Raw genomic sequence first — 25,567 nt, forward strand, 5'->3', positions numbered from 1 at the left:
TTATTCAAACCTCATCATTCATGCCGGCGGAAAGAGCCTGTGGCGGTTCGGCGCCATGGTACTTTGCCAGATCGAGCTCGATCTTCGACTTCAGGCCATTCTTCACCATGTCGTAGCCGACATCGATTGCGGCTGCGAAACCCTCAGCGTCGGCACCACCATGGCTCTTGATCACGACGCCATTGAGGCCGAGGAATACACCGCCATTGACCTTCCGGGGGTCCATCTTCTCACGCAACCGGTCGAATGCACCTTTCGCCAGGATGTAGCCGATCTTGGCAAGCAGGGTGCGCGACATTGCGGCGCGGAGATATTCGGCAATCTGGCGCGCGGTACCTTCGGCAGCCTTCAGCGCGATATTGCCGGAAAAGCCTTCGGTCACGACGACGTCAACCGTTCCGCGGCCGATGTCATTGCCCTCGACGAAGCCGTAGTAGTCGAAGCCATCAATGTTGGCCTCACGGATCAGGCGGCCGGCTTCCTTGACCTCTTCCTGTCCCTTGATTTCCTCGACCCCGACATTGAGAAGACCGACCGTCGGCCGTTCGATCTCAAAGAGTGCGCGCGCCATGGCGCCGCCCATCAGCGCGAAGTCCATCAGTTGCTGGGCATCCGCACCGATCGTCGCCCCGACGTCGAGCACGATGCTCTCGCCCTTCAGCGTAGGCCAGATGGCAGCAATCGCCGGACGCTGGATTCCCTGCATCGTGCGCAGACAGAAGACCGACATGGCCATGAGCGCGCCGGTGTTTCCGGCCGAAACGACGACATCTGCCTCGCCGGCATTGATCGCGTCGATCGCCTTCCACATGCTCGATTTACCGCGGCCGCGGCGAAGCGCCTGGCTCGGCTTCTCATCCATCGCGACCGCAATTTCGCAATCAAAAAAAGTGCTGTTGGCCTTGAGCTTCGGATACTTCTCCAGGAGGTCCGCGCATTGCGCTTCGATTCCGAACAACACGAACTTGATGTCCGGATGACGTTCGAGCGCTCTTGCGGCGCCCGGGATGACGACTTCGGGACCATAGTCGCCACCCATCACGTCAAGTGAAATTCTGACCACGCGTGTCTTATCCTTCATTTCTGCCACACAACACGTGCCGTCGTGGCGCACTCTTCTCGGACGCGATGACGAAACATATTGCTTCTGACGCTTGAGCCAAGCACGCGGCAGATCGCTTCACGGCTCTTTCGGCCGGTTTGGGGCCAAAATACTGCTTTTCCTTTGCGTGACAACCGAATTGTAGAGGAGGCTTTCGCAGCCTCAGTCCTTTTTCCAGTCCTTCAGAACGGCAAACGGGTTCGGCTTCTTGTCGTCAGCTGCCGTACTCTCGATGCGCGCCCCGAAACTCGCGCCTGGCTTGCGCGGGTAAGGGTCGATGGCGAGCGCCACCTGCTCGCTGACGACGACGCCGGCATCGACCGTGTCACCCGTGAAGGTGTCGGGAATGTCCGGTCCATCCGGATCGAGAATCATCTCGCCGCCGTCATTGCTCGCCTGGCGAGCAAGCCGCGACCCTTCGGGCACCAGAATCGCTTCGACAGGCTCATGGATATCGGCCTCGACAGGCTCGAGCGTCACCACACAGCTTTGCACAATGCGGGCCGTGACCTCACCCTTGATCTTGATGCCGTCCTTCTTCCAGCGCGCAATCTGCAGTTCTGCGCTGAGCGAGAGCACATCGCTGACGCCCCAGAGCTTTGCCAGTGCCGCCCTTTCCCGCTCGTTCGCGGAAAGATGCACGCTGACAGCGTTCGCCGAGATATGCCCCACCTTCACCGGATAGGAGAAGGCCGGTTGGCTATCGTCTTTCATGATCGGATCCTTCCTCGCCAGGGCGAATGATGCCGCCCAGTCGCGAATGCAGCTGCCGCCCGAGTTTCCGGCTCGCGACGCTGCTATCTCTTGTAATCGCTCAATTAAACGCCAGCGGACGGAATCTGCAACTGACCGGCCTCGACAACCTCTTCGGCAATGTCGGCGAGCTGCGCATCGACGCTCAGCAGATAGGCGGCGAGCGCCTCCATCGAGGGCGCTGCATCGCCGCCCTCCGGATGGACGTTGCGCTTGAGTGCCGCTGCCAGGCCCGCCGTGTCCTTCGCCTCCAGCGCTGCCGCATAGGATTCGAGGCGACCGTAGTACATGCCGGCCAGTTTCTTCATCTTCTTCGGAACGCCGGCATCGCCCACGCCGAGTTCGCGGATCGAGTGATCGACGTCCTCGAAGAAAGCGTCGATGATCTCCTGGGCGATTTCCTGGCCGGGCCTGGCCGAAGCACGGGTGCGGCGGAAGTAGAGGATCAGCATCGCCGACAGCATCTCGAACCGCCCCATGACCGTGTCCGGCACATCGAGGTCGGTGTAGAGGTAAGGTTGGCGCGCGGCCGACGTCAGCAGTGCATACTGACGCTCGACAATCACGGTGTTGCCGCTTTTTCTTTTGAACAGTCCAAAAATCATCACAAAGCTCGGGCTTGGCTTTCTCGAAATGCGCGCAAGCGCCCATCCCGTTGTTGCATGACAGCCGAAGCTGGTTTACCGAAGCAGGCACGAATTGCAATGGCGGATCTGCCATCGTTTCTCCAAGGGGAGCTGTCGTTGACGAAGCGGTATTTGAGAAAAAACTTTAAAACCCTCGGCCGCGTGGCGGTCGTAGCTACCATCGCCGGTCTCACCCTTTCAGCCTGCCAGTCCGCCAATGTCGGCGAAGTCCTTCATCAGGGTTACGTGGTTGACCAGGAAACGCTCAACCTTGTCCCGGTCGGCTCCAGCCGCGAGCAGGTATTGCTGTCGCTCGGCACACCGTCGACGACCGCGACCTTCGACAACGAAGTGTTCTACTACATTTCGCAGACCCGCAAGCGCCCTGTCGCCTTCATGAAGCCTCAGCTCGTCGACCAGTCGATCCTTGCTGTTTACTTCGACAAGGAAGGCACCGTCAGCCAGCTCGCACACTATACGCTGAAGGATGGCAAGGTGTTCGACATGCTGTCGCGCACGACGCCGACCGGCGGCAAGGAAACAAGCTTCCTCGGCCAGCTGCTGAGCGGACCCGGTGCCGGACAGGCTGCCGCAAAGAGCCTGTTCAAGGACTTCGGCAGCAAGTAGTTCATCCATCCCAAAGCAAAAGGCCCGCGGAAGTCGCTTCCGCGGGCCTTTTTCGTTTCAGCGATGCGATCAGGCGAGGATGGCCAGAAGCAGCAGCGCCACGATGTTGGTGATCTTGATTGCCGGGTTCACCGCCGGACCGGCCGTATCCTTGTAGGGATCGCCCACCGTGTCGCCGGTGACGGACGCCTTATGCGCATCCGAGCCCTTGAGATGACGTTCGCCATTCTTGTCGACGAAGCCATCCTCGAAGCTCTTCTTGGCATTGTCCCACGCGCCGCCGCCCGACGTCATCGAGATCGCCACGAAGAGGCCGTTGACGATGACGCCGAGAAGCGATGCGCCGAGTGCTGCGAAGGCCGAGGCCTTGGAACCCGACAGCAGGAGCACGCCGAAGTAGACGACGACAGGTGCAAGCACCGGCAGCAGCGAGGGAACGACCATTTCGCGGATCGCCGCCTTCGTCAGCAGGTCGACGGCACGGCCATAGTCCGGCCGCTCAGTGCCTTGCATGATGCCGGGCTTTTCGCGGAACTGGCGACGAACTTCCTCGACGATGGACCCGGCCGCACGGCCGACCGCCGTCATCGCGATACCTCCAAAGAGGTAGGGGATGAGGCCGCCGAAGATCAATCCGGCCACGACGTAGGGGTTGGAGAGATCGAAGGAGATCTGCCCGACATCGGCGAAGTACGGATACTTGTCGCCATTGGCGGCGAAGTAGCTGAGGTCGTTCGAGTAGGCCGCGAAGAGCACCAGCGCGCCGAGACCGGCCGAACCGATCGCGTAACCCTTGGTGACGGCCTTGGTGGTGTTGCCGACGGCGTCGAGCGCGTCCGTCGACTTGCGCACTTCCGGCGGCAGGTGCGACATTTCCGCGATGCCGCCGGCGTTGTCGGTTACCGGTCCGAACGCATCGAGCGCCACGATCATGCCGGCAAGGCCGAGCATGGCGGTGACGGCAATGCCCGTGCCGAAGAGGCCGGCGAGCTGGTAGGTGGAGATGATGCCGCCGACGATGACGATCGCCGGCAGGGCCGTCGATTCCAGCGAAACCGCGAGCCCCTGGATCACGTTGGTGCCGTGACCGGTGACCGAAGCCTGGGCGATTGAGTTCACCGGCCGCTTGTTGGTGCCGGTATAGTACTCGGTGATCACCACGATCAGAGCCGTGACGACCAAGCCGAGGATGCCGCAAAGGAACAGGTTCCAGCCGGTAATGTCCTTGCCTGCGACGGTGCCGATCGTGCCCCATCCGATGGTGAACGACGTAGCGGCGCCGAGACCGAGGATCGACAGGACGCCGGTCACGATCAGGCCCCGGTAGAGGGCACCCATGATCGAGTTGTTGGTGCCGAGCTTCACGAAGAAGGTGCCAACGATCGAAGTAACGATGCAGGCTGCGCAGATCGCCAGCGGGTAGACCATCACAGTCGCCAGGATCGGCGTGCCACCGAAGAAGATCGCCGCCAATACCATGGTCGCGACGACGGATACGGCATAGGTTTCAAACAGGTCAGCGGCCATGCCGGCGCAATCGCCGACATTGTCGCCGACGTTGTCGGCGATCGTCGCCGGGTTGCGCGGATCATCCTCCGGAATCCCGGCTTCCACCTTGCCGACGAGGTCGCCGCCGACGTCTGCGCCCTTGGTGAAGATACCTCCGCCGAGACGAGCAAAGATCGAAATCAGCGAAGCGCCGAAACCGAGCGCGACCAGCGCATCGATGACTTCGCGCGACGCGGGCTCATGCCCGAGGCCGGCGGTGAGCACGACGTAGTAGACGGAGACGCCGAGAAGCGCCAGGCCCGCTACGAGAAGGCCGGTAATCGCCCCGGATTTGAATGCAATGTCGAGGCCGGAGGCAAGACTGACGGAAGCCGCCTGGGCGGTGCGGACGTTCGCCCGAACAGAAACATGCATGCCGATGAAGCCCGCAGCACCCGAAAGGATCGCACCGACCAGAAAGCCGAAAGCGGCAGCGGGAGAAAGAAGTACCCAAGCGGCGATGAAAACGACGACGCCGACGATGGCAATGGTCTTGTATTGACGCGTGAGATAGGCCTGCGCCCCTTCACGAATGTAGCCTGCGATTTCTTGCATGCGGGCGTTCCCCTGGTCGGCGGCCAGCACCGACTGTGTTGCCCAGATGGCATAAGCCACCGCGAGCAACCCGCATGCGATAACGCCCAATAAAATGGTCATTTCGCATTACCCTCCGTTACAACCCGCAGACTCACTCCCGGCCACGGGCCCCTCAAAACCGCGAATCACGCGCCACCTCCTCAAGCAGCGCCCCCCACGGCGCGGCCAGAGTGCGGTTGCAACGGGAGATCGTCAAGCCCCGGAAAACGCCAGTGATAAGGCGCTCCGACGACTTTGAATGTCAGGAGGAAAGGACTTAGACGGCGGCGTTCCGCGGCGCACGCTTCAATAGCAGCAGAAGCACGAGGCAGACGATGGTGACCGGCCAGACGACCGCGTTCAGCATGTCCCACCCATAGACCGAAAGCACCTTGCCCGAGGCAAAGGACGACAGCGCCACGGTCGTGAACAGGATGATGTCATGGAAGGCCTGGACCTTGTCGGCTTCCTGCGGGCGATAGCTGCTCGCAACAATCGCCGTCGAGCCGATGAAGCCGAAGTTCCAGCCGAGGCCAAGCAGCACCAGGGCGCCCCAGAAGTTCCAGAGCTCGATGCCCATATGCGCAACCGTGGCACAGGCCATCAGCAACAGCAGGCCGCAGCCGACGATACGTTCGGCGCCGAACCGGCTGATCAGCCAGCCGGTGAAGAAGCTCGGAGCAAACATCGCAAGTACGTGCCACTGGATGCCGAGCGTTGCGAGCTCGGTCGAAAACCCGCAGCCCACCACCATCTCGACCGGTGCACCGGTCATCATGAACGTCATCAGCGCGTAGCTGGAGATGCCGCAGACCATGCCGGTGGCAAAGCGCTGGTTGCGCACGATAGCGCCGAGCGGACGCACGGCCTGATCGTGATGCCCTTTCGCCATGGCGCTCGGTTCGGGCAACCGCAGGGGCGCGAAGAAGAAGGCCGCCAGCAGGCTGATCGGCAGCAGCACGACGAAAGCGCCGGCAAAGGATACCGGTGCAAACAGGTCACCGGCAAAGATCACGATCTGCGGGCCGAGCACAGCGGAAACGATACCGCCCCCCAGGATCAAAGAGATCGCCTTGGGCTTGTAGAAGGACGGGGAAGCATCGGCGGCGGCGAAGCGCAGCTTCTGCGTGAAGCCGTTCGAAGAGCCGAGCATCGCGAGAGCGAAGGCGAAGAGCCAGAAGCTTTCGCGGAAAAGTGCGACGGCGGCGAGCGCCGCACCTGCGGCGGCGATCCCCGTCCCGGTCATGAACGCAAAACGGCGACCAATCAGGCGCGAGAGCATCGCTACCAGCACGACGCCGAGCGCCATGCCGACGTTAAAGGCCGTGAGCGGTGCGGTCGCCAGCGACTTGTCTTCCGCCAGCAATTGATAGCCGGCAACCCCGCCGATGGAGAAGCAGATCGGCCCGACGACGCCGAGGATGGCCTGTGCGGCAGTCAGATGGAAAACATTGCGGCGCGCTTCGCGAAGGGTGGCCCCCATGTCATCCGCAGCAACCGCAACCATTGTTCTACTTCCTGAACTCGCTACGGACCTGCTTGGCGATGCGGTCGAGAACGGCATTGACGAGCTTCGGCTCGTCATCCTCGAAGAAGGCCTTGGCGATCTCGACATATTCGGTGACGATGACCGGAACCGGCACGTCCTTGCGCTCCAGCATCTCGAAGGTGCCGGCGCGCAGGATGGCGCGGACTGTGGAATCGAGCCGCGACAGCGCCCAATCGTCCTGCAGCGCCGAACCAATCAACGGATCGAGCTTGCGCTGATCGCGCACGACGCCGGCGACGATCGAGCGGAACCAGGAGGCGTCCGCCTTCAGATAGGTGTCGCCGTCGACGTCCTGGCCGAGGCGATGGGCTTCGTATTCGGCGACCACTTCGAGCACGCCGGTACCACCAATATCCATCTGATAGAGTGCCTGCACGGCGGCAAGGCGCGCTGCGCCGCGCTGGTTGACCTGCTTCAGCGGCTGATCCGAGGGTGTCTTCGTCACTTTTCCGTGCCCAGTTTCTTCTTCAATTCAATCATGGTGAGGGCCGCGCGTGCAGCAAACCCACCCTTGTCACCTTCCGACCGGCGGGCACGCGCCCAGGCCTGATCGTCATTCTCGACCGTCAGGATACCATTGCCAATGGCGAGGCTTTCGCTCACGGCGAGATCCATGATGGCCCGCGAAGATTCATTCGCGACGATATCGAAATGATAGGTCTCGCCGCGGATCACCATGCCGAGCGCGACGAAGCCATCATACTCCGTGCCGCCCTCGTCCGCACCGTCAAGCGCCATGGCGATAGCCGGCGGGATTTCGAGCGCACCCGGAACCGTCACGATATCATAGGTGGCCCCGGCTGCGTCCAGTGCATGCTTGGCACCATCGAGCAATGCATCGGCCATATCGTCATAGAAACGCGCTTCCACAATCAGAATGTGGGCTGCCGTGGTCTCTGCCATGGATCACCTGTCTTTGAGAGTTCGTCGCCGGATGCGACCGGCAGGCGGCGGTAAAACCATGCCCGGCGCCGAATGGCAAGCAAATTCCGCCGCAGACGGCCTTTTGCCGCGCTGGATGGCGCCAGAATACCACGCCCGAAGGGCCATCTTTGCCGTTCGGGCTTGGAACACAATCGCATGGTTGCTTGAGGTTTGCAGTGCAGAACAGCAAGCTCAGGTACCAGGTAGCAATTCAATGAGGCATCCGCATGTTTGAGACCCGGTCGACGATCCGCCTCCCCCGCACCCCTCAAGCGGTCGTCTTCGAAATGGATGGGCTGCTCTTCGATACGGAGACGCTTGCCCGCGACGCCATGATGCGAACTGCACCGGATTTCGGTTACGAAATGCCCGTCTCGCTCTATCTCGACATGATCGGCCTTCCGGGCGACGCGACGCGGTCCGTGCTGAGACAGCATTTCGGCGAAGCGTTCGATGCCGACAAATTCTGGGACCGTGCAGCGGCCCATTTCGAAATGCTGGTAGCCACCGAACTCCGTTTGAAACCGGGAGTGACCGAACTCGTCGGCCTGCTGGAAGAAATGGGACTGCGCTTTGCGATCGCCACATCGTCGCGACACGACGACGTCCAGCGCAATCTCGGGGCACTCGCCTTGATAGACCGCTTCCCGACCGTCGTTGCCTATGGCGACTATGCCCGTGGAAAGCCACATCCGGATCCGTTCCTGACGGCAGCAAAACGGCTCGCCGTAGCACCGGAATTCTGCCTCGCTTTGGAGGACAGCCATAACGGCGTGCACTGGGGACATCTGCCGGCATGATGACAGTGATGGTTCACGACCTGTTGCCGCCAACGGAAGACGTCAGGGCCATCTGCATCGGCATCGCCAACAGCCTCCACGACGTCAGCGAAGCGCTCAAGGCGACACAGCGACAAGCAAACGACGCGCCGCGTTCATCGTCATAGGATTGCAAAATCGAGACACAATCAACGTGACGTTTATCAGATTTCAACGCTTGTCGGTTGACGATCCGCTGATCACAGGACACGGATAGAGACGGACCGTCGATGCTTCTCGAGGCGCTGGCGGCACCAGGGAGGAAGACATGACGGAAACACGAAAACCGATCGTCAACCCGAAGACGCTCGACCTCGACCACTGGACGAAGGGCGAACTATTCGAATCGCGCGACGTCTCTTTTGGAGCGCTGCTGGGCCTCAAGGATCTCGGCATCGGCTACGGCGAAGTGCCGCCCGGCAAATCCGGCTGTCCGTTTCATAATCACCACGTCGAGGAAGAGCTCTTCATTATCCTCGAAGGCGAAGGCACGTACCGTTTCGGCAGCGAGCGTTATTCGGTGGGCCCGGGTGATATCCTGGGCGCACCCACGGGTGGGCCCGAAACGGCACATCACCTGATCAACACCGGCACGGTGCCACTCAAATACCTGTCGATCTCGACCCTCGCGGCAACCGAGATCTGCGAATATCCCGATTCCGGTAAGTTTCTCGCCAAGACGCGCACGCCCGGCGGCGAACGACATTTCCGTTTCATCGGCCGCGCGGAAAGCACCGTCGACTATTGGGACGGCGAGCCCGGCGTCTGAGTTCACCGCAGCATAGGATCGAACATGTATAGCGTGCCTATCATCGAGACTGATCGCCTCATCCTGCGCCCCTATCGCCGTGACGACTTCCCCTCTTACGCTGCGCTGTTCGGCGATGCCGAGGTTATCCGTTACGTCGGCGGGGTGCCGTTTACGCGCGAACAATCCTGGACCCGTTTCCTGCGCCAGGTCGGCATGTGGCACTATTTCGGCTTCGGCTTCTTTGCCATCCAGGACCGGGAGACAGGCACCTTTCTTGGCGAAGCCGGGTTCCACGACGTGCACCGGGCCATCACGCCGTCGCTCGAAGGGACGATGGAAACCGGATGGGCGCTGTCGCCAAAGGCTCATGGCCGAGGCCTGGCAACCGAGGCCGTCAGTGCTGCGCTCAAATGGGCCGATCAGCAGTTTCCGACACTGCGGAAGACCTGCATCATCGACATCGGCAACCACGCCTCCATCCGTGTCGCGGAAAAGCACGGCTTCCAGGAGTTCTGGCGAACGACCTATCACGGCAATCACGTGATCATGTTCGAACGCCATCAGAAAGCATCGGCCTCGACCACGAGGAACATGCGTGCGCACTCCGAAACATGAACAATTTTTAATTGTTTTGCGGCCCCAGGTGCCACGGAAACGGCCAGATTCCAGCCCAGTTTCCTAGGCGTTGGCACGACGCGCCCCCGCCCCAAGCCGAGGAAACGCCGCCCCAATCAGTCGAAACAGTCCGGCACGTCCTGCTGCGGGTTACGCAACCCGCAAGCGACATCTGCTGGCCGCTGCGGCACGAAATGGAGATCGGCCTCCGAGACCCCTGAGGGTCCCGCGTTCGGGTAGGAGGCCGACGGTCACGCTGTCGCAAGCAACCTAGGAGCATGACCATGAACCGCATAGCCAAGCTTTCCGTCATCGCTGCTCTCTCCGCCCTTTCCTTCGGGGGCGTCTCCTTCGCGGCAGGCACCGCGATGAACTGGCCGGCGCATATCGATCAGACCGTACGTCAGTTCAAGGGAAACCACTTCAACATCGTTGACGTCGACACGCTCAAGGAATCGAGCGAGACACGGACCTGGCTCAAGGAAGCCACGCCGAAGCAAGTCTCGGCCTTGCACGCCGCGGTCCACGCCAACAAGCCGCTGGCCGCCAAGCTGAAGGGCCAGAACGTCGAGATAAGCAACATCGCCGGTGCGGAACAGGCGGCCGATGGCAGCCTGACCTTCTATCTGCGCTGAGCCTCAAATCACCCTCCCAAAACGCCACCGCCCCCAGTCGGGGGCGGTTTGCTTTCGAGATGGCCCCGGCAAGACCTTCAGACGTTTCTCACGCCGGCTTGGGTGCCGGAAACTCGGCCAACCGCGCTGCATAACGGGCCATGGTGTCGACTTCGAAGTTCACAAAATCGCCCGCCTTGCGCTCTCCCCAGGTCGTGACCTCAAGCGAATGGCGGATGAGCAGCACGTCGAATTCTGCGCCGTCGACCTTGTTGACCGTCAGCGACGTGCCATCGAGCGCGACGGAGCCCTTCGGAGCAACGAACTTTGCCAGATGCTCGGGGGCCCGCAACCGGAAGCGCACCGCGTCGCCTTCCGGCTCGACCGAGAGGATTTCCGCCTTGTCGTCGACGTGACCGGAGACCAGGTGACCGCCAAGTTCATCGCCGATCTTCAGCGACCGCTCGAGGTTGATCCGCGTGCCCTTCGCCCACCCCGCGATCGTCGTCAACCGCAGTGCCTCTTCCCAGGCTTCGACCTCGAACCAGCGCTCGTTGCTGCCGGCGTCAGGAAGGGCAGTCACCGTCAGGCACACGCCGGAATGGGCGATCGAAGCCCCCATGTCGATGGTCTTCGGATCATAGCTCGTGGCAACGCGCAGCTTGATGCCTTCCTTGAGCGGGGTGACGGCATCGACGGTGCCGATATCGGTAACAATACCTGTGAACATTAGCTCTCTCTTTCGTATTCCTCGAACAGATCGTCGCCATACCGTGCCTCGGCGATGCGTCGGTAGCCTGTCGGCACGGACCTACGGTCAAATGGGGATGCGATGCCGTTTTCGCCAATCGTCCCAGGCCCGGTGTAGAGCTGGATACGATCGACGAGGCCCGCATCGAGAAACGCACGCGCCGCGACAGCTCCGCCTTCGACCATCAGCGAGGAGAGGCCACGGGAAGCAAGGGCCGCCAGCAGGTCGGCAATCGAACCGGCCTCGAGCACCTCGACGCCGGCAGCCTCCAGGGCTGCCTTGCGTGCGGTGCGGCCATCGTCGGTGTCCGCATCGCCGGATTCATCACTCGATACCACGATCACCGGGACATCCCGCGCCGTTCGCGCCAGCTTCGAAAAAAGCGGCAGGTCGAGGCGGCGATCAAGCACGATGCGTAGCGGCGAACGATGTTCGAGCCCCGGCAACCGCACGGTCAATTCGGGATCGTCGGCCGTCGCCGTGCCGATGCCGACCAGGATCGCATCGGTCTCGGCTCTCAGCATCTGCACCTGGCCGCGCGAGATGGGGCCGGTAATCCGCACCTGCCCCTCCCCCTTCCGGCCGATCATGCCATCAGCGGAAACGGCAAGCTTGAGAGTCACATAGGGCCGCCGGCTGACCTGACGCATGAGATAAGCTTCAAGTGCGTGCTGTCCGTCTTCCGCAAGGACACCGATATCGACGGTGATGCCGGCGTCACGCAGCCGCACGACACCACGCCCGGCGACGCGCTCGTCCGGGTCGAGGATCGCGATCACCACGCGGGAAACGCCGGATGCGACAAGCGCGTCGGCGCAAGGCGGCGTCTTACCGTGATGCGAGCAGGGCTCCAGTGTCACGTAGGCGGTCGCGCCCCTCGCCTCCTCGCCCGCTTCGGCAAGCGCCTGAGTTTCGGCATGCGGACGGCCGCTTCGCGCCGTCACAGCGCGGCCGACGATGACGCCGTCCTTGACGATGACGCAGGCGACGGAAGGATTGGTGGATGTCTGTCCGAGATGATGGCGGGCCAGCCTCAGCGCCGCGGCCATGAACCTCTCGTCTTCACGGTTGGGCGCTGTCATGGCTCTATCCAGCGTGAGCTACTCGCCGGGATCGCGCGCGATCTTGGCGCTGATCTCGGTGATGACCTTCTCGAAATCCTCGGCATGCGAGAAATCGCGATAAACCGAAGCGTAGCGCACGAAGGCAACGTCATCGAGGCTCTTCAGCGCTTCGAGCACCTGCAGGCCGATTTCCTCCGAGGGGATCTCGGTCTCGCCGGAGCTTTCGAGGCGACGCACGATGCCGGAAACAGCCCGCTCGATTCGGTCCCGGTCGACCGGACGCTTCCGCAGTGCGATCTCGAAGGACCGCAAAAGTTTGTCCCGGTCGAAAGGAACCTTCCGACCGGTCTTCTTGATGATCATCAACTCACGCAACTGCACCCGTTCGAAGGTCGTGAAACGACCTCCGCAATCCGGACAAATCCGGCGGCGGCGAATGGCATTCCCGTCCTCTGCCGGACGGGAATCCTTCACCTGACTGTCTTCAGAACCGCAATAGGGGCAGCGCATGGGCGAACGATCACATGTAGCCGTACATCGGGAAACGGTCGGTCAGCTTGACGACCTTTTCACGAACACCCGCCTCGACGGCGGCATTGCCCTCGTCGGAGTTGGCGACCTTCAGGCCGTCGAGGACCTCGACGATCAGCTCGCCGATTTCCTTGAACTCGGCTTCCTTAAAGCCGCGGGTCGTGCCGGCAGGCGTGCCGAGACGGACGCCCGAGGTGACAAAGGGCTTCTCAGGATCGAACGGAATGCCGTTCTTGTTGCAGGTGATGAAGGCGCGGCCGAGAGCGGCTTCTGCGCGCTTGCCCGTCGCGTTCTTCTTGCGCAGGTCGACCAGCATCAGGTGGTTGTCGGTGCCACCGGATACGATATCGAGGCCGTTGGCCTTCAGCGTTTCGGAAAGCGTGCGGGCGTTCTTGACGATCTGGGCCGCATAGTCCTTGAACGACGGCTGCAGCGCTTCGCCGAACGCAACCGCCTTCGCAGCGATGACGTGCATCAGCGGACCGCCCTGGAGGCCCGGGAAGACGGCCGAGTTGATCTTCTTGGCGATATCTTCGTCGTTGGTCAGAACCATGCCGCCGCGCGGACCACGGAGCGACTTATGCGTCGTGGTCGTGGCAACGTGGCAGTGCGGGAACGGCGACGGATGCTGGCCACCGGCAACGAGGCCGGCGATGTGGGCCATGTCGACCATCAGCCAGGCGCCGACTTCGTCAGCAATCTCGCGGAAGCGCTTCCAGTCCCAGATGCGCGAATAGGCGGTGCCGCCGGCGATGATGAGCTTCGGCTTGTGCTTGCGTGCCTGCTCGGCAACATTGTCCATGTCGAGCAGGTGATCGTCTTCACGCACGCCGTAGGAAACGACGTTGAACCACTTGCCGGACATGTTGACCGGCGATCCGTGCGTCAGGTGACCGCCCGAATTGAGGTCGAGGCCCATGAAGGTGTCGCCGGGCTGCAAGAGCGCCAGGAACACGGCCTGGTTCATCTGCGAACCGGAGTTCGGCTGAACGTTGGCGAAGTTGACGCCGAACAGCTTCTTGGCACGTTCGATCGCCAGTTCCTCGGCGATGTCGACGAACTGGCAGCCGCCGTAGTAGCGCTTGCCCGGATAGCCCTCGGCGTATTTGTTGGTCATGATCGAGCCCTGGGCTTCGAGCACGGCGCGGGAAACGATGTTCTCGGAGGCGATCAGCTCGATCTCGTGGCGCTGACGACCCAGCTCCTTCTCGATCGCACCAAAGATGTCCGGATCGCTGTCGGCCAGAGAGCGGGTGAAGAAGGCGTCATTGGTCTGTTCAGGCATCGGCGCGAGGCTCCTCTCAAGGGTGGCAGTTCTTTAACTTCCTCGCACGGAGAGAGCAATATCCGCTGTGCGGTTTGCGTCATTTCCCCTATCTGCCGCGCCGAAATATCGCGGGGTCCGGCGCACGAAAAAGCCGCGCTCCCGGGGAGAGCGCGGCTTTTCGATCTCGTGTCGCAAATCTGCTTATTGCGGCAGTGCGTCCTGGTCGACCGAACCGGCGGACTGCTCGACGCCATAGGGGGTCTGAAGCGCCAGTTCGGTAGCGCCGTCGCGCTGGTAGATGTCGTCGCGGAACTGGACCACCCCGTCCTTGGCGGACCAAGCCGTGATGTAGGTGAAGAAGACGGGAACTTCCTCGGCGAGCGTGATCGGCGTGTTGACGCCGGTCTTGATGGTCGCCTCGATCTGCTGGCGCGACCAGCCGGGCGTTTCCTTGAGCAGCCAGGTCGAAAGGTCGCGCACGTTCTGCACGCGCACGCAACCGGACGATTCGAAGCGCATGAGCTTGTTGAACAGGCCCTGCTGCGGCGTATCGTGCATGTAGACCTGATGCTCGTTGTGGAAGTTGATCTTCGTCGACGACATCGCGTTGATCTTGCCTGGGTCCTGGCGGAACATCAGGTTCGGCGCCTTTTCGGCGTTCCAGTCGACCGTCTCCGGAGACACTTCGCCGCCGCTGCCGTCGAACAGACGGATCGAGTTGCGTGCGAGGTAGGTCGGATCCTTACGCATCAGCGGCATGATATCCTTCTGGATGATCGAACGCGGCGCGGTCCAATAGGGGTTGAGAATAACCTCGTAGATCTTCGAGTTGAGAATCGGCGACTGACGATCGATCTTGCCGACGATCGCCGTGTGGCGCAGCGCCACGCGGCCGTTCTCCACCGCTTCGATATAGGCGGCCGGAATGTTGACCATCACGTAACGGCGACCGAGATCGCCGGACATCGACTGCAGACGCACCAGGTTGGTCTGGAGCTGGCCGAGGCGGGTGTTGGCGTCGACGTTGATTGCCTTCAGTGTGTATTCGCCGATAACGCCATCCGGCGGCAGGCCATGGCGCGCCTGGAAGCGCTTGACGGCGCCTTCGACGTAGCTGTCAAAGGACGAGGAAACGCCGGCCGAACGCGGTAGATCGCCGGAAACCATCAGGCGCTGGCGGAGCTGCTGTACCGAGGGATCGGTAACGCCGAGCTCGAGCTTGACGCTGGTCTGGACCGTCGGCCAACCACCTTGAGAAACGATGTTCTGGTAGTCGAAAATCGCCTGCTGCACGTGGGCGATCGTCTCCGGACCGAAGACAGGCGTATTCGAAACGACCGTCGTCGCGGTACGCGATGCCCCTTTTGCGTCAAACTGGTCGTCCCAGGAGCCGCGGCGAGGCGAATTGATGATCTCGTTCAGGGCATCCTGTGCGCTTGCCGCGCCGGCGACTGCCACAGCGCCGAAGGTTGCTGCCGAGCGCAGAAAGGCGCGGCGCGAGAATGCATCAATTCCATTCTTTTTCGACATATTCCTACCATCCCAATGCGTTGGCACGCGCCCTATGCGCTGAAACGCACGCTGCCGGAGCCCTAACACGATCGTGGTTAACAAAGGTCAACCAACGAGCCACCCTGCCCTCACATGATTTCACGATACCGCGAGTGAGGACCCTCATCCGGCAGGCGAAACGCGAAACGAATCCACACGTCAGAAAACACGTGGCCGCACCTACCGCATGTCGTCGTCGCTGTCACAGCAATATGGCCAATTCGTGTCTCGGCGAGGCTGAACCGCGACATGGCACGCCTTTTGCTTTTCACCACCGCGGGCGTTTGGCGGACCAGCCTGCGGACGGCAACATTTTGATTTTCTAATATTTTCCGCTTGGAAGGCAGCCCGAACCCCGGAATGCGGCGCTGCAGCGGTGCGGCTTTTCAGCAACAGGATGGGAAGGTCGCAAATGGCAAAGGTCGGACACGCAGGGATTGCGCCCGACCCTTGAACTGGAGGTTTTGACCCGGATTACAGGCGATACATGATCGAGTCGTTCCAGAAGCGATCGAGACGCTGCAGGAGCTTGTTCATCTGGGTAAACTCGTCCGAACCGATGCCGCCGACCTTCTGGATCGAGCCGATGTGGCGCTCGTAAAGCTTGGCAACAGTTTCAGCGATGTCCTGGCCATCTTCCGTCAAGCTGATGCGGACCGAGCGACGGTCGACGCGCGAGCGCTGGTGGTTGATCAGGCCGAGATCGACAAGCTTCTTGACGTTGTAGGAAACGTTCGAGCCGAGGTAATAGCCGCGGGAGCGAAGTTCGCCGGCGGTCAGTTCCGAGTTGCCGATATTGAAGAGCAACAGGGCCTGGACGGCGTTGACGTCGCTGCGACCTTCGCGATCGAACTCGTCCTTGATGACGTCGAGCAGACGGCGATGCAGGCGCTCGACGAGGTGGAGGGATTCCATATAGAGACCGCGGATGGTTTCTTCCTGGGGGTCTCGGGGCGCAGCAACCTGCGGCTTCATCTTGGTGTTCATTTGACTGCCTCACTGTTTTGTTTGGCGGTGTCTGTTTGTCTTCCCGCCTTGAGTGAGACCCTATCGAATACGTCTAAAATTCTACTTAAACCGCAGCCTTAACAAGAGCTTGCCATTTGACGAGCCTGTCTCAGGGTGAATCAACTCTTACCTGCTTGGCCTGCCGCCAGCGCTGATAGAGCAGCGCCGCCCGGAAAAGAACGAAAGTCACGGCAACCGCCACATGCAGCACGACCAGCATTGGACGCGCGCCGAAACTGGCCGGATAGAACTCGTACATCGCGATTTCGATCGCCGCTGCGACCACCCAGACCACGGGCCCCCAGGAGACGAGCAACCAGAGGCCGAGGGCCGCAACGGGATAGACGACGGCAAGCGCGGTCGCCGCCGCACGCCATTCGGGCGTCAAGAGATCGAACCGCCCGGCACCGCCATGGGAAAAGCCGATCAGCATGGCCCAGTAGTTGAGTGCGAACCAGATGCATGAGGCGGAAACGAGACGCAGGAAGAGACCGAAGAGGATCTCGGTCAGCGAAGGTTTCAGCACATGGGCAGAATCATGAAGCATGGCCGGCAAGATAGGGCGGGTCTTCCTCATCCGCCAGCGGGATCGCAGCTTCCCCTCCCCTACCGCATCATTGAGAGAAGAAATGCCGCAGCCCGTTTCCCGGTCGCGCGGTTCCCAATTGCCGTCGGCCCATGATAAAGCGCTTGGCCAACGACGATTTTGACCGGAAAGGCGCGGGCCCAATGAACGACAGGACAAATCTTGTGGACAGGATTACCGGCCACCGCCGCATGCGCCGCAACCGCAAGGCCGACTGGACGCGACGACTGGTGCAGGAAAACCGCCTGACTGTCGACGATCTCATCTGGCCGATCTTCATCGTGCCGGGCAGCAATATCGTGGAGCCGATCGATGCCATGCCCGGCGTCAACCGGATGAGCGTCGACAAGGCCGTGGAAGCGGTCAAGGAAGCGGCCGACCTCGGCATTCCGGCGATCGCCACCTTCCCGAACGTCGACATGTCGCTGCGCGACGAGACCGGCTCCAACAGCCTTGCCGCCGATAACCTGATCAACCAGGCGACCCGCGCCTTCAAGAAGGCAGTACCCGAGATCGGCATCATCACCGACGTGGCGCTGGACCCCTTCACCAGCCATGGCCATGACGGCATCCTGCGCAACGGCGAGATCGTCAACGATGAAACCGTCGAGATGATCTCCAGGGCAGCGGTCGCCCAGGCGGATGCCGGCTCCGACATCATCGCACCCTCCGACATGATGGATGGTCGCATCGGCGCGATCCGCCAGGCGCTCGACGCAGCCGGACACCAGAATGTCGGCATCATGGCCTATGCGACGAAGTTCGCCTCAGGCTTCTACGGTCCCTATCGCGAGGCGATCGGCACCGGCGGGCTGCTGAAGGGCGACAAGAAGACCTATTACATTGACCCGGCCAACGGCACCGAGGCGATCCGCGACGCGGCCCTCGACGTCGAGGAAGGCGCCGACATGCTGATGGTGAAGCCCGGCCTTCCCTATCTCGACATCTGCTGGCGCATGAAGGAGGCATTCGGCCTGCCGGTCTTCGCCTATCAGGTTTCCGGCGAATATTCGCAGGTGAAGGCAGCCGCCGCAAACGGCTGGATCGACGGCGACAAGGTGATGCTGGAAACGCTGCTCGCCTTCAAGCGCGCCGGCTGCGACGGCATCCTCAGCTATTTCGCCGTCGAAGTGGCTCGCATCCTCGCCAAGGGCCGCTAGATCAGCAATCCGATCAAGTCTTTTCTCCTTGTTTTGGCCGGGGTGTGATCCCATATCCTCAATGGAACCAAGCGAGGCTGAAACGGATGACCATGCACAACGAAGAACTGAGGCTGCCGAGCAATGATTGGCGCGCCTATCAGGGCGTGCTGTCCCGGCGCATATTTGCCTTCCTGCTCGATTACGCCATCATCGGGCTGCTGTGGATTCCCGCGGCAGTCGTCGTCTTTTTCCTAGGCATCCTCACGCTCGGCCTTGGCTTCATGCTCTATCCGGCGCTCTTTGCGATCGTCGCGATGCTCTATTTCGGCCTGACGGTCGGCGGTCGCGAGCAGGCTTCGCCCGGCATGCGGATGATGGGCCTTGCGATCGCGCGCACCGACGGACGTCCGATGGATTTCCTGACCGCAATCGTGCATCTCGTCATCTTCTGGATCGCCAACGCCCTGCTGACGCCGCTGATCCTCCTGATCGGTCTTTTTACCGATCGAAGCCGCTTGCTGCACGACCTGCTGATCGGCACCGTCACCGTCCGCCGCGACATGTACTGACCGGAAGCGCAGACTATTGTCGACAACGCTAAAATAACTGGCCGGCGGAGGCGGAAGCTGCAAACGAGTGAGTTGACGTTTTCCATTCTTCCGCCATGCTATTGTCATGAACAACCGCGCGAAGATTGACCTCCGCACTCGATGAACACACAGACCGCACCGTCTCCGCAATTCTACCTGACTGCGCCGGCAGCCTGCCCTTATCTGCCGAACGAGATGGAGCGAAAAGTCTTCACCCACATGGTCGGCGAGCGCGCGCCGGAACTCAACGACCTCCTGACGCAGGGCGGTTTCCGCCGCTCGCAGAACATCGCCTATCGCCCGGCGTGCGAGACTTGCCGCGCCTGCATCTCGGTGCGGATCCTTGCCAACGAGTTCGCACCCAGCCGCTCGATGCGCCGGGTGCTTGCGACCAATCACGACGTGATTTCGGCCGAGTATCCGGCCGAACCTTCCAGCGAACAGTACAATCTCTTCCGCCGCTATCTCGACCGTCGCCATCAGAAGGGCGGCATGTCGGACATGTCGGTCCTCGATTATGCAATGATGGTCGAAGACACGCACGTGCACACGAAGATCATCGAGTACCGCCTGCGGGTCGAAGGCGACGGGATCAGCCAGAAGGCGCGTGGACCGCTCATCGCCGCAGCGCTGACCGATCGCATGGGCGACGGGCTTTCCATGGTCTATTCGTTCTTCGATCCCGCCCACGAAGACCGATCGCTCGGCACTTTCATGATTCTTGACCATATTCGCCRTGCCAAAGAGCGCGGCCTTCCCCACGTCTATCTTGGCTATTGGGTCAAGGGATCGCGGAAGATGGGCTATAAAACAAAGTTTTTGCCGCAAGAACACCTTATGGCCCGTGGCTGGGAACGCTATGAAGGCGGGGACACCACCCTGGAAGCCGCTCCTACGAAAACGGGTTAGAAATTGAGTTCATCTTCTGATGCCGCGATGCACCGGCGCGGCCTTGCCATCACCGGCATCGGTGGCCTTGCACTTTCCTTCGACATCCCGCTCATTCGTTCCGCCGGTGGCGACGTCTGGTCACTGCTTGCCGTGCGCAGCCTGTCGACCTTCGTCATCGCGCTTGGCACCTGGTTCGTGATCAACCGCCTCTTCGGCCGGAAGATCTCCCTTCTGCCGGGCAAGACAGGCCTCGTGGTCGGGCTGTTCTACGGCATCAATTCCTGCACGTTCCTGCTTGCCGTCTTCAACACATCGACGGCCAACGTGGTCTTCATCCTCGCCTTCACCTCGATGTTCGCCGCCATTCTTTCCTGGATCTTCCTGAAGGAACGACCATCGAACGCCACGCTCGCGACCATGCTGGTCATGGTGTTCGGCGTCGGCTTGATCGTCCAGGACGGATTGGAAAGCGGCCATCTTTTCGGTGACGCGATGGCGGCATCCTCCGCCTTCCTGCTTGCAAGCGCGATCACGATCAGCCGCGCAAGCAAACGCGACATGGCGCTCGTGCCACTGGTCACAGCGATCTTCCCGGGAGCACTTGCGCTCTTGATGCTGCCCTCTTCGGGCTTCACGATTGCGGAACCCGGCTACATCTTCTTCAACGGGCTCGTGATGATCCCGCTTGCATTCTTCTGCCTTGCGACGGGACCGCGTTACCTCTCGGCGCCGGAAGTGGGCATGTTCTATCTGCTGGAAACGATCCTCGCGCCGATCTGGGTCTGGCTGGTCTTTGCCGAAACTCCGACGACGCAGACCTTGATGGGCGGCGCGATTTTGATCTTCGCGCTCATCGGCCATTCGCTCTGGCAGATGCGCAGCAGAGCGCTCAGGGCCGCAGTGGCCTGCGCCGAGTAGCGCAACCGGTCAATTGTCGCGGCGAGGACCGGTTGGCCGGGGACGGCGCGACTTCTGATCCGTTTCGTTGCGACGGTCGCGCACCGGTGTCCGCTCGGGCACAGGCTCCGGCGCGGCGGATGCCAGCCTGGTTTCCGGCATTTGCACGCGCATCGCCCAAAGCTCGCGGTTGGTGTTGATCCAGGTGGCCGCCTCGCTCAAAGGTGCCGGATTTCCGCTCAGCGATTCGCCCTCACGGCGCCGCAGGCGCGTGATGAGCCCGGCGGCTTCCAGTAGCGCGATATGCTTCTCCAGCTCTTCGCCTCGGACCGCCACCGCCGTGGCAATGTCGGCGACGCGCGCCTCACCGGCAAACAGGATCTCGAAGATCCGCCGGCGTATCGGGCTGGCGAGCGCCAGGAGAATGTCGTCGAGGGTGCTGGCGTTCGGCATCATCTCCATCCTGTTGGATGGGCAGTGATCCACGATACGGCGACACCTTACAAGCGCCGCATTTCGCTCGGTTTCAACTGTGTTTCCAATACCTTAATGCAAAAATTCGACGCCCCGAAATGGGACACCAGCCATGCAGCCAATCGGCCGCATGGCTGGGACTTCAAGATCAGCCGCTGAACTTTCCGCTGCGCGGGAAGCCCTTCGGAACGACGCGGCCAGCCGATGCGCGGTCCGCCTGCCACTCGATCAGTTCATCCTTCGTCTTGGTGAAGACGCGGCCAGCGCTGTCTTCCCAGATGAGCCCCTCAGCGATCGTGAAGCAGCGAATGTCGGAGATGCCGCCATCCTTGTAGCGCTGCAACCGGACGCCCTTGCCGCGCGCCATTTCAGGGATCTGGACGAGCGGGAAGACGAGCATCTTGCGGTTCTCGCCGACGACAGCAACATGGTCGCCCTTGACCGGCACGACCAGCTTCGTTTCGTCCGGCATCGAGACGTTCATCACCTGCTTGCCCTTGCGAGTATTGGCGACGATGTCGCTTTCCGTCACGACGAAGCCGTTACCTGCCGCCGACGAGACGATCAGCTTGCGCGCCGGATCGTGAACAAAGGCGATCAGGACGTCCTGATCGTTCTCCATGTCGACGATGATGCGCAGCGGTTCGCCATGCCCGCGACCGCCGGGCAGCTTGTCGCCGCCAAGCGTGTAGACCTTGCCGCCGGTCGTAAAGACCAGGATCTTGTCCGTCGTCTGCGCCGGGAACGCCACCTTGAGCGCATCACCCTCCTTGAACTGGAGCGAGGACGTGTCGGAGATATGGCCCTTCAGCGCACGGATCCAGCCCTTTTCCGAGATGACGACGGTGATCGGTTCCTTTTCGATCATCGCCTGCTGGATCGCCTCCACGTCGGCTTCCGGAGCATCGGCAAACGTGCTGCGGCGCTTACCGATATCGGTCGCCTTGGCAAACTTCTTTTTGACCTCACCGATCTCCCAGGCGACGGTCTGCCACTGCTTCTCCTCGGAGGCGAGCAGCGCCTCGATTTCGGCCTTTTCCTTCGACAGGGCGTCGAATTCTGTGCGGATCTCGAACTCTTCGAGCCGGCGCAACGAGCGCAGGCGCATGTTGAGGATCGACTCGGCCTGAAGGTCCGTGAGCGAGAACCGCTCCATCATCACAGGCTTGGGCTCGTCCTCTTCGCGGATGATGCGAATGACTTCGTCGATGTTCAGATAGGCGACGAGGTAACCGCCAAGGATCTCGAGCCGGCGGTCGATCGCCGCCAGGCGATGGCGGGACCGGCGCTGCAATACCTCGCGGCGGTGCGCCAGCCATTCCGACAGCACCTCGTTGATCGCCATGACCCGCGGCACGCGCCCCATGGACAGGACGTTCATGTTGAGCGAGATGCGGCTTTCGAGCTCGGTCAGCTTGAACAGCGACTCCATCAGGATGCCGGCGTCGACCGAGCGGCTCTTCGGCACCAGTACGATGCGGACATCTTCCGCGGATTCGTCGCGAATGTCTTCGAGCAGCGGCAGTTTGCGGGCCACCAGCAGCTCGGCAATCTTTTCGATCAGGCGCGACTTCTGGACCTGGTAGGGAATTTCGGTGACGACGATCTGGTAGCCGCCACGACCAATGTCCTCCTGAACCCAGCGGGCACGGACGCGGAAGCCGCCACGGCCCGTGCGATAGGATTCGGCCATGCTTTCGCGGCTCTCGACGATCACGCCGCCGGTCGGGAAATCAGGTCCTTCGATGCCGCCCTTCTGCGGATTGGCCGGATCGTAAAGCAGATCCTCGACGCTCGCTTCCGGATGGCGGATGAGATGCAGCGCCGCATCGCACAGTTCATGCGCGTTGTGCGGCGGGATCGAGGTCGCCATGCCGACTGCAATGCCGGTTGCACCGTTTGCAAGCAGGTTCGGGAAGGCACCGGGAAGCACGGTCGGCTCCTGGTCCTCTTCGTTATAGGTGGGGCGGAAATCCACCGCGTCCTGGTCGATACCCTCAAGAAGCAGCGAACAGACGTCCGTCATCTTCGCTTCGGTGTATCGCATCGCTGCAGCGTTATCGCCGTCGATGTTGCCGAAGTTGCCCTGGCCGTCGACCAGCGGATAGCGGATCGCAAACTCCTGGGACAGGCGCACCAGCGCGTCATAGATCGAGGCGTCGCCGTGCGGGTGGAACTTACCCATGACGTCGCCGACGATGCGGGCGCATTTCTTGAACGATGAATTGGGTCTGAGACCCATCTCGCTCATCGCATGCACGATGCGGCGGTGCACGGGCTTCAACCCGTCGCGAACGTCCGGAAGCGCGCGGTGCATGATGGTCGACAAGGCATAGGCGAGATAACGCTCTTCCAGCGCCGCCTTGAGGTCAACCGGCTGAATATTGTCGTCCCCGCCTGACGGGGGATTAAGGCTTTGTCCCATAGGTCCTTGCTAGCGCAACAAACCCGGAACAGCAAGGTTTTCAGGGGATGCGATTGTGGAGAACCCCCGGCCAGCCGACAGTTGGCGCCTGAAGCGATCCGCTTGCTCCGGCGCAATGTTCGTGCAACGGTCGGGCCGCTATGCGTCTGAGGCGAGCGCTTGGTAACATCCCGGAAAGCATGCCCGGTCAGGAACATGTGCGGTTTGGCCAAGCGAATATAATTTCGCCCTGTTTCGTAATAGCTTCGGCTGCAGTTGATTTGGACGATCTGTGAGGGGGATTGCAAGACACGAACTGGCCGCCGAAAACTGCCGGATGTTGCCGTTCGCTCCCAGTTGACGCCCTCTGCCGGGACAAACCAGATTAGCCAAGCCTCATCTTCGAAACAGCTACACAATCAAAGATTTTACGAAGGAACTCGACAATGATGCACACGCGCAAGATCCGCCTGATGATGGCGAGCGCCGCGCTCCTTACTCTCGCCAGCCCGGCCTTCGCACTCGATGGCGCGGACCTGATGAAGAAGCTCGATGCGGCAACGAACGCGAACGGCACCTCCCTCACCTATGACAAGGCCGAAGTCGACGGCGACAAGGTGACGGTGACCGGCGTGCAGCTGAAGTTCGCCAGCCAGCCGGGCGAACCGACAAACCTGAAGATCGGCGATCTGACCTTTGAAGGCGTTGAGGAAACCGAGGGCGGTGGCTACTACGCCGAAACCGTAACCTTCCCGGACGTGAACCTCAGCCAGGAAGAAGGCAGCCTCTCGGTCAAGGACATCCTGCTCTCTGGCCTTACGATTCCCGCCAATGCCAAGGGCGAGACAATCAACGACATCCTTCTCTACGAAAGCGCGAGCACGGGCCCGATAACGCTCAACGCCAAGGGTAAGGAAGTATTCTCGCTCGAAAGCACCGAAGCCAACCTGGCACGCCAGGAAAATGACGCCGGCTTCGACTTCGACGCGACGGCTTCCGGCATCAAGGCAGACCTTTCTTCGGTCGAAGACGCCAAGACGAAGGACGCGATCGCAAAGCTCGGCCTCACGACCATTGACGGTGCTCTGACGATGAAGGGCAGCTGGGAAGTCGAAAGCGGCAATGTCGCCCTGGAAGAATACGCCTTCGACTTCAAGAACGTCGGCCGGCTGAACTTCGCCTTCGATATCTCCGGCTACACGCTGGGCTTCGTCAAATCTATGCAGGAAGCGATGAAGGCGGCCGAGGCCAATCCGAACAAGGAAGAGGCAAACCAGGCCATGGGCCTCGCCATGATGGGACTGGTGCAGCAACTGACCTTCAACAGCGCCGAAATCCGCTTCGACGACGCTTCCATCACCAAGAAGGCGCTGGACTATGCCGGCTCGCAGCAGGGCGTTACGGGCGATCAGATGGCGCAGTCGCTGAAGGGCCTGGTGCCGATAATGATGGCCCAGCTCAACGTGCCTGAACTGCAGAACCAGGTGTCCGCCGCCATCAACGCCTATCTCGATGGCCCGAAGAGCCTGACGATCAGCGCTGCACCGGAAAAGCCGGTTCCGTTCCCGATGATCATGGGCGCTGCCATGGGCGCGCCGAACACGATCCCGTCGGTGCTCGGCGTCAAGGTGACCGCGAACGACTGATGTATTGGCCTGCTCCCGGCGTCGCCGACTGCCGGGAACAGACGACCTCGGAACGAGTTTTGCGCGCCCACACGGGCGCGCAAGCTTTGACGGCTCCGCGGCTCAGCCGGTCTGATTTATCCGAGCCCGCAGGACCTCCGGTCCAACTTCATTCAAGCATATCTTTATTGCGCACCCGCCCGCCCCCGACAGAACAAGGGCCGTTACTACTTGCGCTCACGCGGCCGGTTGGCAGTGCACTTCTTGAAGGCGCGCGCCTTGG

General features: G+C 61.5%; 27 protein-coding genes and 1 pseudogene. 12 read left to right on the forward strand and 16 right to left on the reverse strand.

The window, feature by feature from the left end:
• Nucleotides 1-4 precede the first annotated feature (4 nt).
• The 3 genes from plsX to AB4Z53_RS16605 form a co-directional block, all read right to left on the reverse strand.
• Complete coding sequence (gene plsX, locus AB4Z53_RS16595; protein WP_113536970.1) at nt 5-1,063, reverse strand: phosphate acyltransferase PlsX; 1,059 nt, start codon at nt 1,061-1,063, stop codon at nt 5-7.
• A gap of 201 nt (nt 1,064-1,264) precedes the next feature.
• On the reverse strand, nt 1,265-1,816 hold the full coding sequence (locus tag AB4Z53_RS16600; RefSeq protein ID WP_113536911.1) for a YceD family protein: 552 nt from the start codon (nt 1,814-1,816) through the stop codon (nt 1,265-1,267).
• A gap of 104 nt (nt 1,817-1,920) precedes the next feature.
• Nucleotides 1,921-2,460 carry a ubiquinol-cytochrome C chaperone family protein gene (locus AB4Z53_RS16605; RefSeq protein WP_441596664.1) on the reverse strand — a complete coding sequence of 180 codons (540 nt, stop codon included), beginning with the start codon at nt 2,458-2,460 and terminating at the stop codon, nt 1,921-1,923.
• 138 nt (nt 2,461-2,598) lie between these two features.
• Between AB4Z53_RS16605 and AB4Z53_RS16610 the strand changes: the two genes are divergently transcribed.
• Complete coding sequence (locus AB4Z53_RS16610) at nt 2,599-3,108, forward strand: outer membrane protein assembly factor BamE (protein WP_275023336.1); 510 nt, start codon at nt 2,599-2,601, stop codon at nt 3,106-3,108.
• A gap of 69 nt (nt 3,109-3,177) precedes the next feature.
• On the opposite strand, the gene AB4Z53_RS16615 is transcribed toward AB4Z53_RS16610, so the two are convergent.
• The 4 genes from AB4Z53_RS16615 to ribH all read right to left on the reverse strand — a co-directional run bounded on the left by AB4Z53_RS16615 (nt 3,178) and on the right by ribH (nt 7,684).
• A complete protein-coding gene (locus tag AB4Z53_RS16615; RefSeq protein ID WP_223726931.1) occupies nt 3,178-5,313 on the reverse strand; it encodes a sodium-translocating pyrophosphatase in 2,136 nt (711 codons plus the stop codon).
• A 196-nt stretch (nt 5,314-5,509) separates the two neighbouring features.
• Nucleotides 5,510-6,739 (reverse strand): MFS transporter, encoded by a 1,230-nt coding sequence (locus AB4Z53_RS16620; protein ID WP_441596665.1) that lies wholly within the window; start codon nt 6,737-6,739, stop codon nt 5,510-5,512.
• Nucleotides 6,740-6,743: 4 nt separating this feature from the next.
• Nucleotides 6,744-7,226 carry a transcription antitermination factor NusB gene (nusB, locus tag AB4Z53_RS16625; RefSeq protein WP_113398386.1) on the reverse strand — a complete coding sequence of 161 codons (483 nt, stop codon included), beginning with the start codon at nt 7,224-7,226 and terminating at the stop codon, nt 6,744-6,746.
• A complete protein-coding gene (gene ribH, locus AB4Z53_RS16630) occupies nt 7,223-7,684 on the reverse strand; it encodes a 6,7-dimethyl-8-ribityllumazine synthase (protein ID WP_034803742.1) in 462 nt (153 codons plus the stop codon). The genes nusB and ribH overlap by 4 nt, the downstream gene beginning before the upstream one ends.
• Before the next feature lie 248 nt (nt 7,685-7,932).
• Between ribH and AB4Z53_RS16635 the strand changes: the two genes are divergently transcribed.
• The 5 genes from AB4Z53_RS16635 (at nt 7,933) to AB4Z53_RS16655 (ending at nt 10,524) form a co-directional block, all read left to right on the forward strand.
• Nucleotides 7,933-8,505, forward strand: a complete 573-nt coding sequence (locus tag AB4Z53_RS16635) for an HAD family hydrolase (protein ID WP_441596666.1) — start codon at nt 7,933-7,935, stop codon at nt 8,503-8,505.
• Nucleotides 8,502-8,651 carry a hypothetical protein gene (locus AB4Z53_RS16640; RefSeq protein ID WP_441596667.1) on the forward strand — a complete coding sequence of 50 codons (150 nt, stop codon included), beginning with the start codon at nt 8,502-8,504 and terminating at the stop codon, nt 8,649-8,651. Before AB4Z53_RS16635 ends, AB4Z53_RS16640 begins: the two co-directional genes overlap by 4 nt.
• Nucleotides 8,652-8,791: 140 nt before the next feature.
• Nucleotides 8,792-9,292 (forward strand): cupin domain-containing protein, encoded by a 501-nt coding sequence (locus AB4Z53_RS16645; RefSeq protein WP_113536907.1) that lies wholly within the window; start codon nt 8,792-8,794, stop codon nt 9,290-9,292.
• A gap of 24 nt (nt 9,293-9,316) precedes the next feature.
• Nucleotides 9,317-9,889 carry a GNAT family N-acetyltransferase gene (locus AB4Z53_RS16650; protein ID WP_441596668.1) on the forward strand — a complete coding sequence of 191 codons (573 nt, stop codon included), beginning with the start codon at nt 9,317-9,319 and terminating at the stop codon, nt 9,887-9,889.
• Between the two features lie 284 nt (nt 9,890-10,173).
• Nucleotides 10,174-10,524 carry a hypothetical protein gene (locus AB4Z53_RS16655; protein WP_441596669.1) on the forward strand — a complete coding sequence of 117 codons (351 nt, stop codon included), beginning with the start codon at nt 10,174-10,176 and terminating at the stop codon, nt 10,522-10,524.
• An 88-nt stretch (nt 10,525-10,612) separates the two neighbouring features.
• Here the strand turns inward: AB4Z53_RS16655 and AB4Z53_RS16660 are convergent, their stop codons facing one another.
• The 7 genes from AB4Z53_RS16660 to AB4Z53_RS16690 all read right to left on the reverse strand — a co-directional run bounded on the left by AB4Z53_RS16660 (nt 10,613) and on the right by AB4Z53_RS16690 (nt 17,222).
• The gene (locus AB4Z53_RS16660; protein ID WP_223726926.1) at nt 10,613-11,233 is read right to left on the reverse strand and encodes a riboflavin synthase; all 621 of its coding nucleotides are present in this window, start codon (nt 11,231-11,233) and stop codon (nt 10,613-10,615) included.
• Nucleotides 11,233-12,336 (reverse strand): bifunctional diaminohydroxyphosphoribosylaminopyrimidine deaminase/5-amino-6-(5-phosphoribosylamino)uracil reductase RibD, encoded by a 1,104-nt coding sequence (gene ribD / locus AB4Z53_RS16665; RefSeq protein ID WP_441596670.1) that lies wholly within the window; start codon nt 12,334-12,336, stop codon nt 11,233-11,235. The genes AB4Z53_RS16660 and ribD overlap by 1 nt, the downstream gene beginning before the upstream one ends.
• 18 nt (nt 12,337-12,354) lie before the next feature.
• Nucleotides 12,355-12,828, reverse strand: coding sequence for a transcriptional regulator NrdR (nrdR, locus tag AB4Z53_RS16670; RefSeq protein WP_034803756.1), 474 nt, complete (start codon nt 12,826-12,828; stop codon nt 12,355-12,357).
• A gap of 10 nt (nt 12,829-12,838) precedes the next feature.
• Nucleotides 12,839-14,134, reverse strand: coding sequence for a serine hydroxymethyltransferase (gene glyA / locus AB4Z53_RS16675; RefSeq protein ID WP_223726924.1), 1,296 nt, complete (start codon nt 14,132-14,134; stop codon nt 12,839-12,841).
• Between the two features lie 183 nt (nt 14,135-14,317).
• Entirely contained in the window at nt 14,318-15,646 is a 1,329-nt protein-coding gene (locus AB4Z53_RS16680) for a L,D-transpeptidase family protein (RefSeq protein WP_113536901.1), read from the reverse strand.
• A gap of 495 nt (nt 15,647-16,141) precedes the next feature.
• Complete coding sequence (ldtR, locus tag AB4Z53_RS16685) at nt 16,142-16,654, reverse strand: transcriptional regulator LdtR (protein WP_113536900.1); 513 nt, start codon at nt 16,652-16,654, stop codon at nt 16,142-16,144.
• A gap of 130 nt (nt 16,655-16,784) precedes the next feature.
• Nucleotides 16,785-17,222, reverse strand: coding sequence for a DUF6163 family protein (locus tag AB4Z53_RS16690; protein WP_441596746.1), 438 nt, complete (start codon nt 17,220-17,222; stop codon nt 16,785-16,787).
• A 182-nt stretch (nt 17,223-17,404) separates the two neighbouring features.
• On the opposite strand from AB4Z53_RS16690, the gene hemB reads away from it, so the two are divergent.
• From hemB to AB4Z53_RS16710, 4 genes are all read left to right on the forward strand, one after another.
• The gene (gene hemB, locus AB4Z53_RS16695; RefSeq protein WP_113536898.1) at nt 17,405-18,421 is read left to right on the forward strand and encodes a porphobilinogen synthase; all 1,017 of its coding nucleotides are present in this window, start codon (nt 17,405-17,407) and stop codon (nt 18,419-18,421) included.
• Nucleotides 18,422-18,507: 86 nt separating this feature from the next.
• A complete protein-coding gene (locus AB4Z53_RS16700; protein WP_113536897.1) occupies nt 18,508-18,972 on the forward strand; it encodes an RDD family protein in 465 nt (154 codons plus the stop codon).
• 141 nt (nt 18,973-19,113) lie between these two features.
• Nucleotides 19,114-19,902, forward strand: a complete 789-nt coding sequence (locus AB4Z53_RS16705) for an arginyltransferase (RefSeq protein WP_441596671.1) — start codon at nt 19,114-19,116, stop codon at nt 19,900-19,902.
• Nucleotides 19,903-19,905: 3 nt separating this feature from the next.
• Nucleotides 19,906-20,802, forward strand: a complete 897-nt coding sequence (locus AB4Z53_RS16710; RefSeq protein ID WP_291151562.1) for a DMT family transporter — start codon at nt 19,906-19,908, stop codon at nt 20,800-20,802.
• Between the two features lie 105 nt (nt 20,803-20,907).
• On the opposite strand, the pseudogene AB4Z53_RS16715 reads toward AB4Z53_RS16710, so the two are convergent.
• Nucleotides 20,908-21,234 (reverse strand): annotated as a pseudogene (locus AB4Z53_RS16715) (helix-turn-helix domain-containing protein); the annotation flags it as partial.
• 24 nt (nt 21,235-21,258) lie between these two features.
• On the opposite strand from AB4Z53_RS16715, the gene AB4Z53_RS16720 reads away from it, so the two are divergent.
• Nucleotides 21,259-21,414 carry a hypothetical protein gene (locus tag AB4Z53_RS16720; RefSeq protein WP_441596672.1) on the forward strand — a complete coding sequence of 52 codons (156 nt, stop codon included), beginning with the start codon at nt 21,259-21,261 and terminating at the stop codon, nt 21,412-21,414.
• Here AB4Z53_RS16720 and parC read toward each other — a convergent pair.
• Nucleotides 21,404-23,680 (reverse strand): DNA topoisomerase IV subunit A, encoded by a 2,277-nt coding sequence (gene parC, locus AB4Z53_RS16725; protein WP_441596673.1) that lies wholly within the window; start codon nt 23,678-23,680, stop codon nt 21,404-21,406. The two genes, AB4Z53_RS16720 and parC, sit on opposite strands and share 11 nt — an antisense overlap.
• Before the next feature lie 425 nt (nt 23,681-24,105).
• On the opposite strand from parC, the gene AB4Z53_RS16730 reads away from it, so the two are divergent.
• Nucleotides 24,106-25,305 carry a hypothetical protein gene (locus AB4Z53_RS16730; RefSeq protein WP_441596674.1) on the forward strand — a complete coding sequence of 400 codons (1,200 nt, stop codon included), beginning with the start codon at nt 24,106-24,108 and terminating at the stop codon, nt 25,303-25,305.
• The last annotated feature ends 262 nt before the right edge of the window (nt 25,306-25,567 follow it).

This window comes from Ensifer sp. 2TAB8 (assembly GCF_052115125.1).
In the GTDB taxonomy this organism is placed as follows: Bacteria; Pseudomonadota; Alphaproteobacteria; order Rhizobiales; family Rhizobiaceae; genus Ensifer.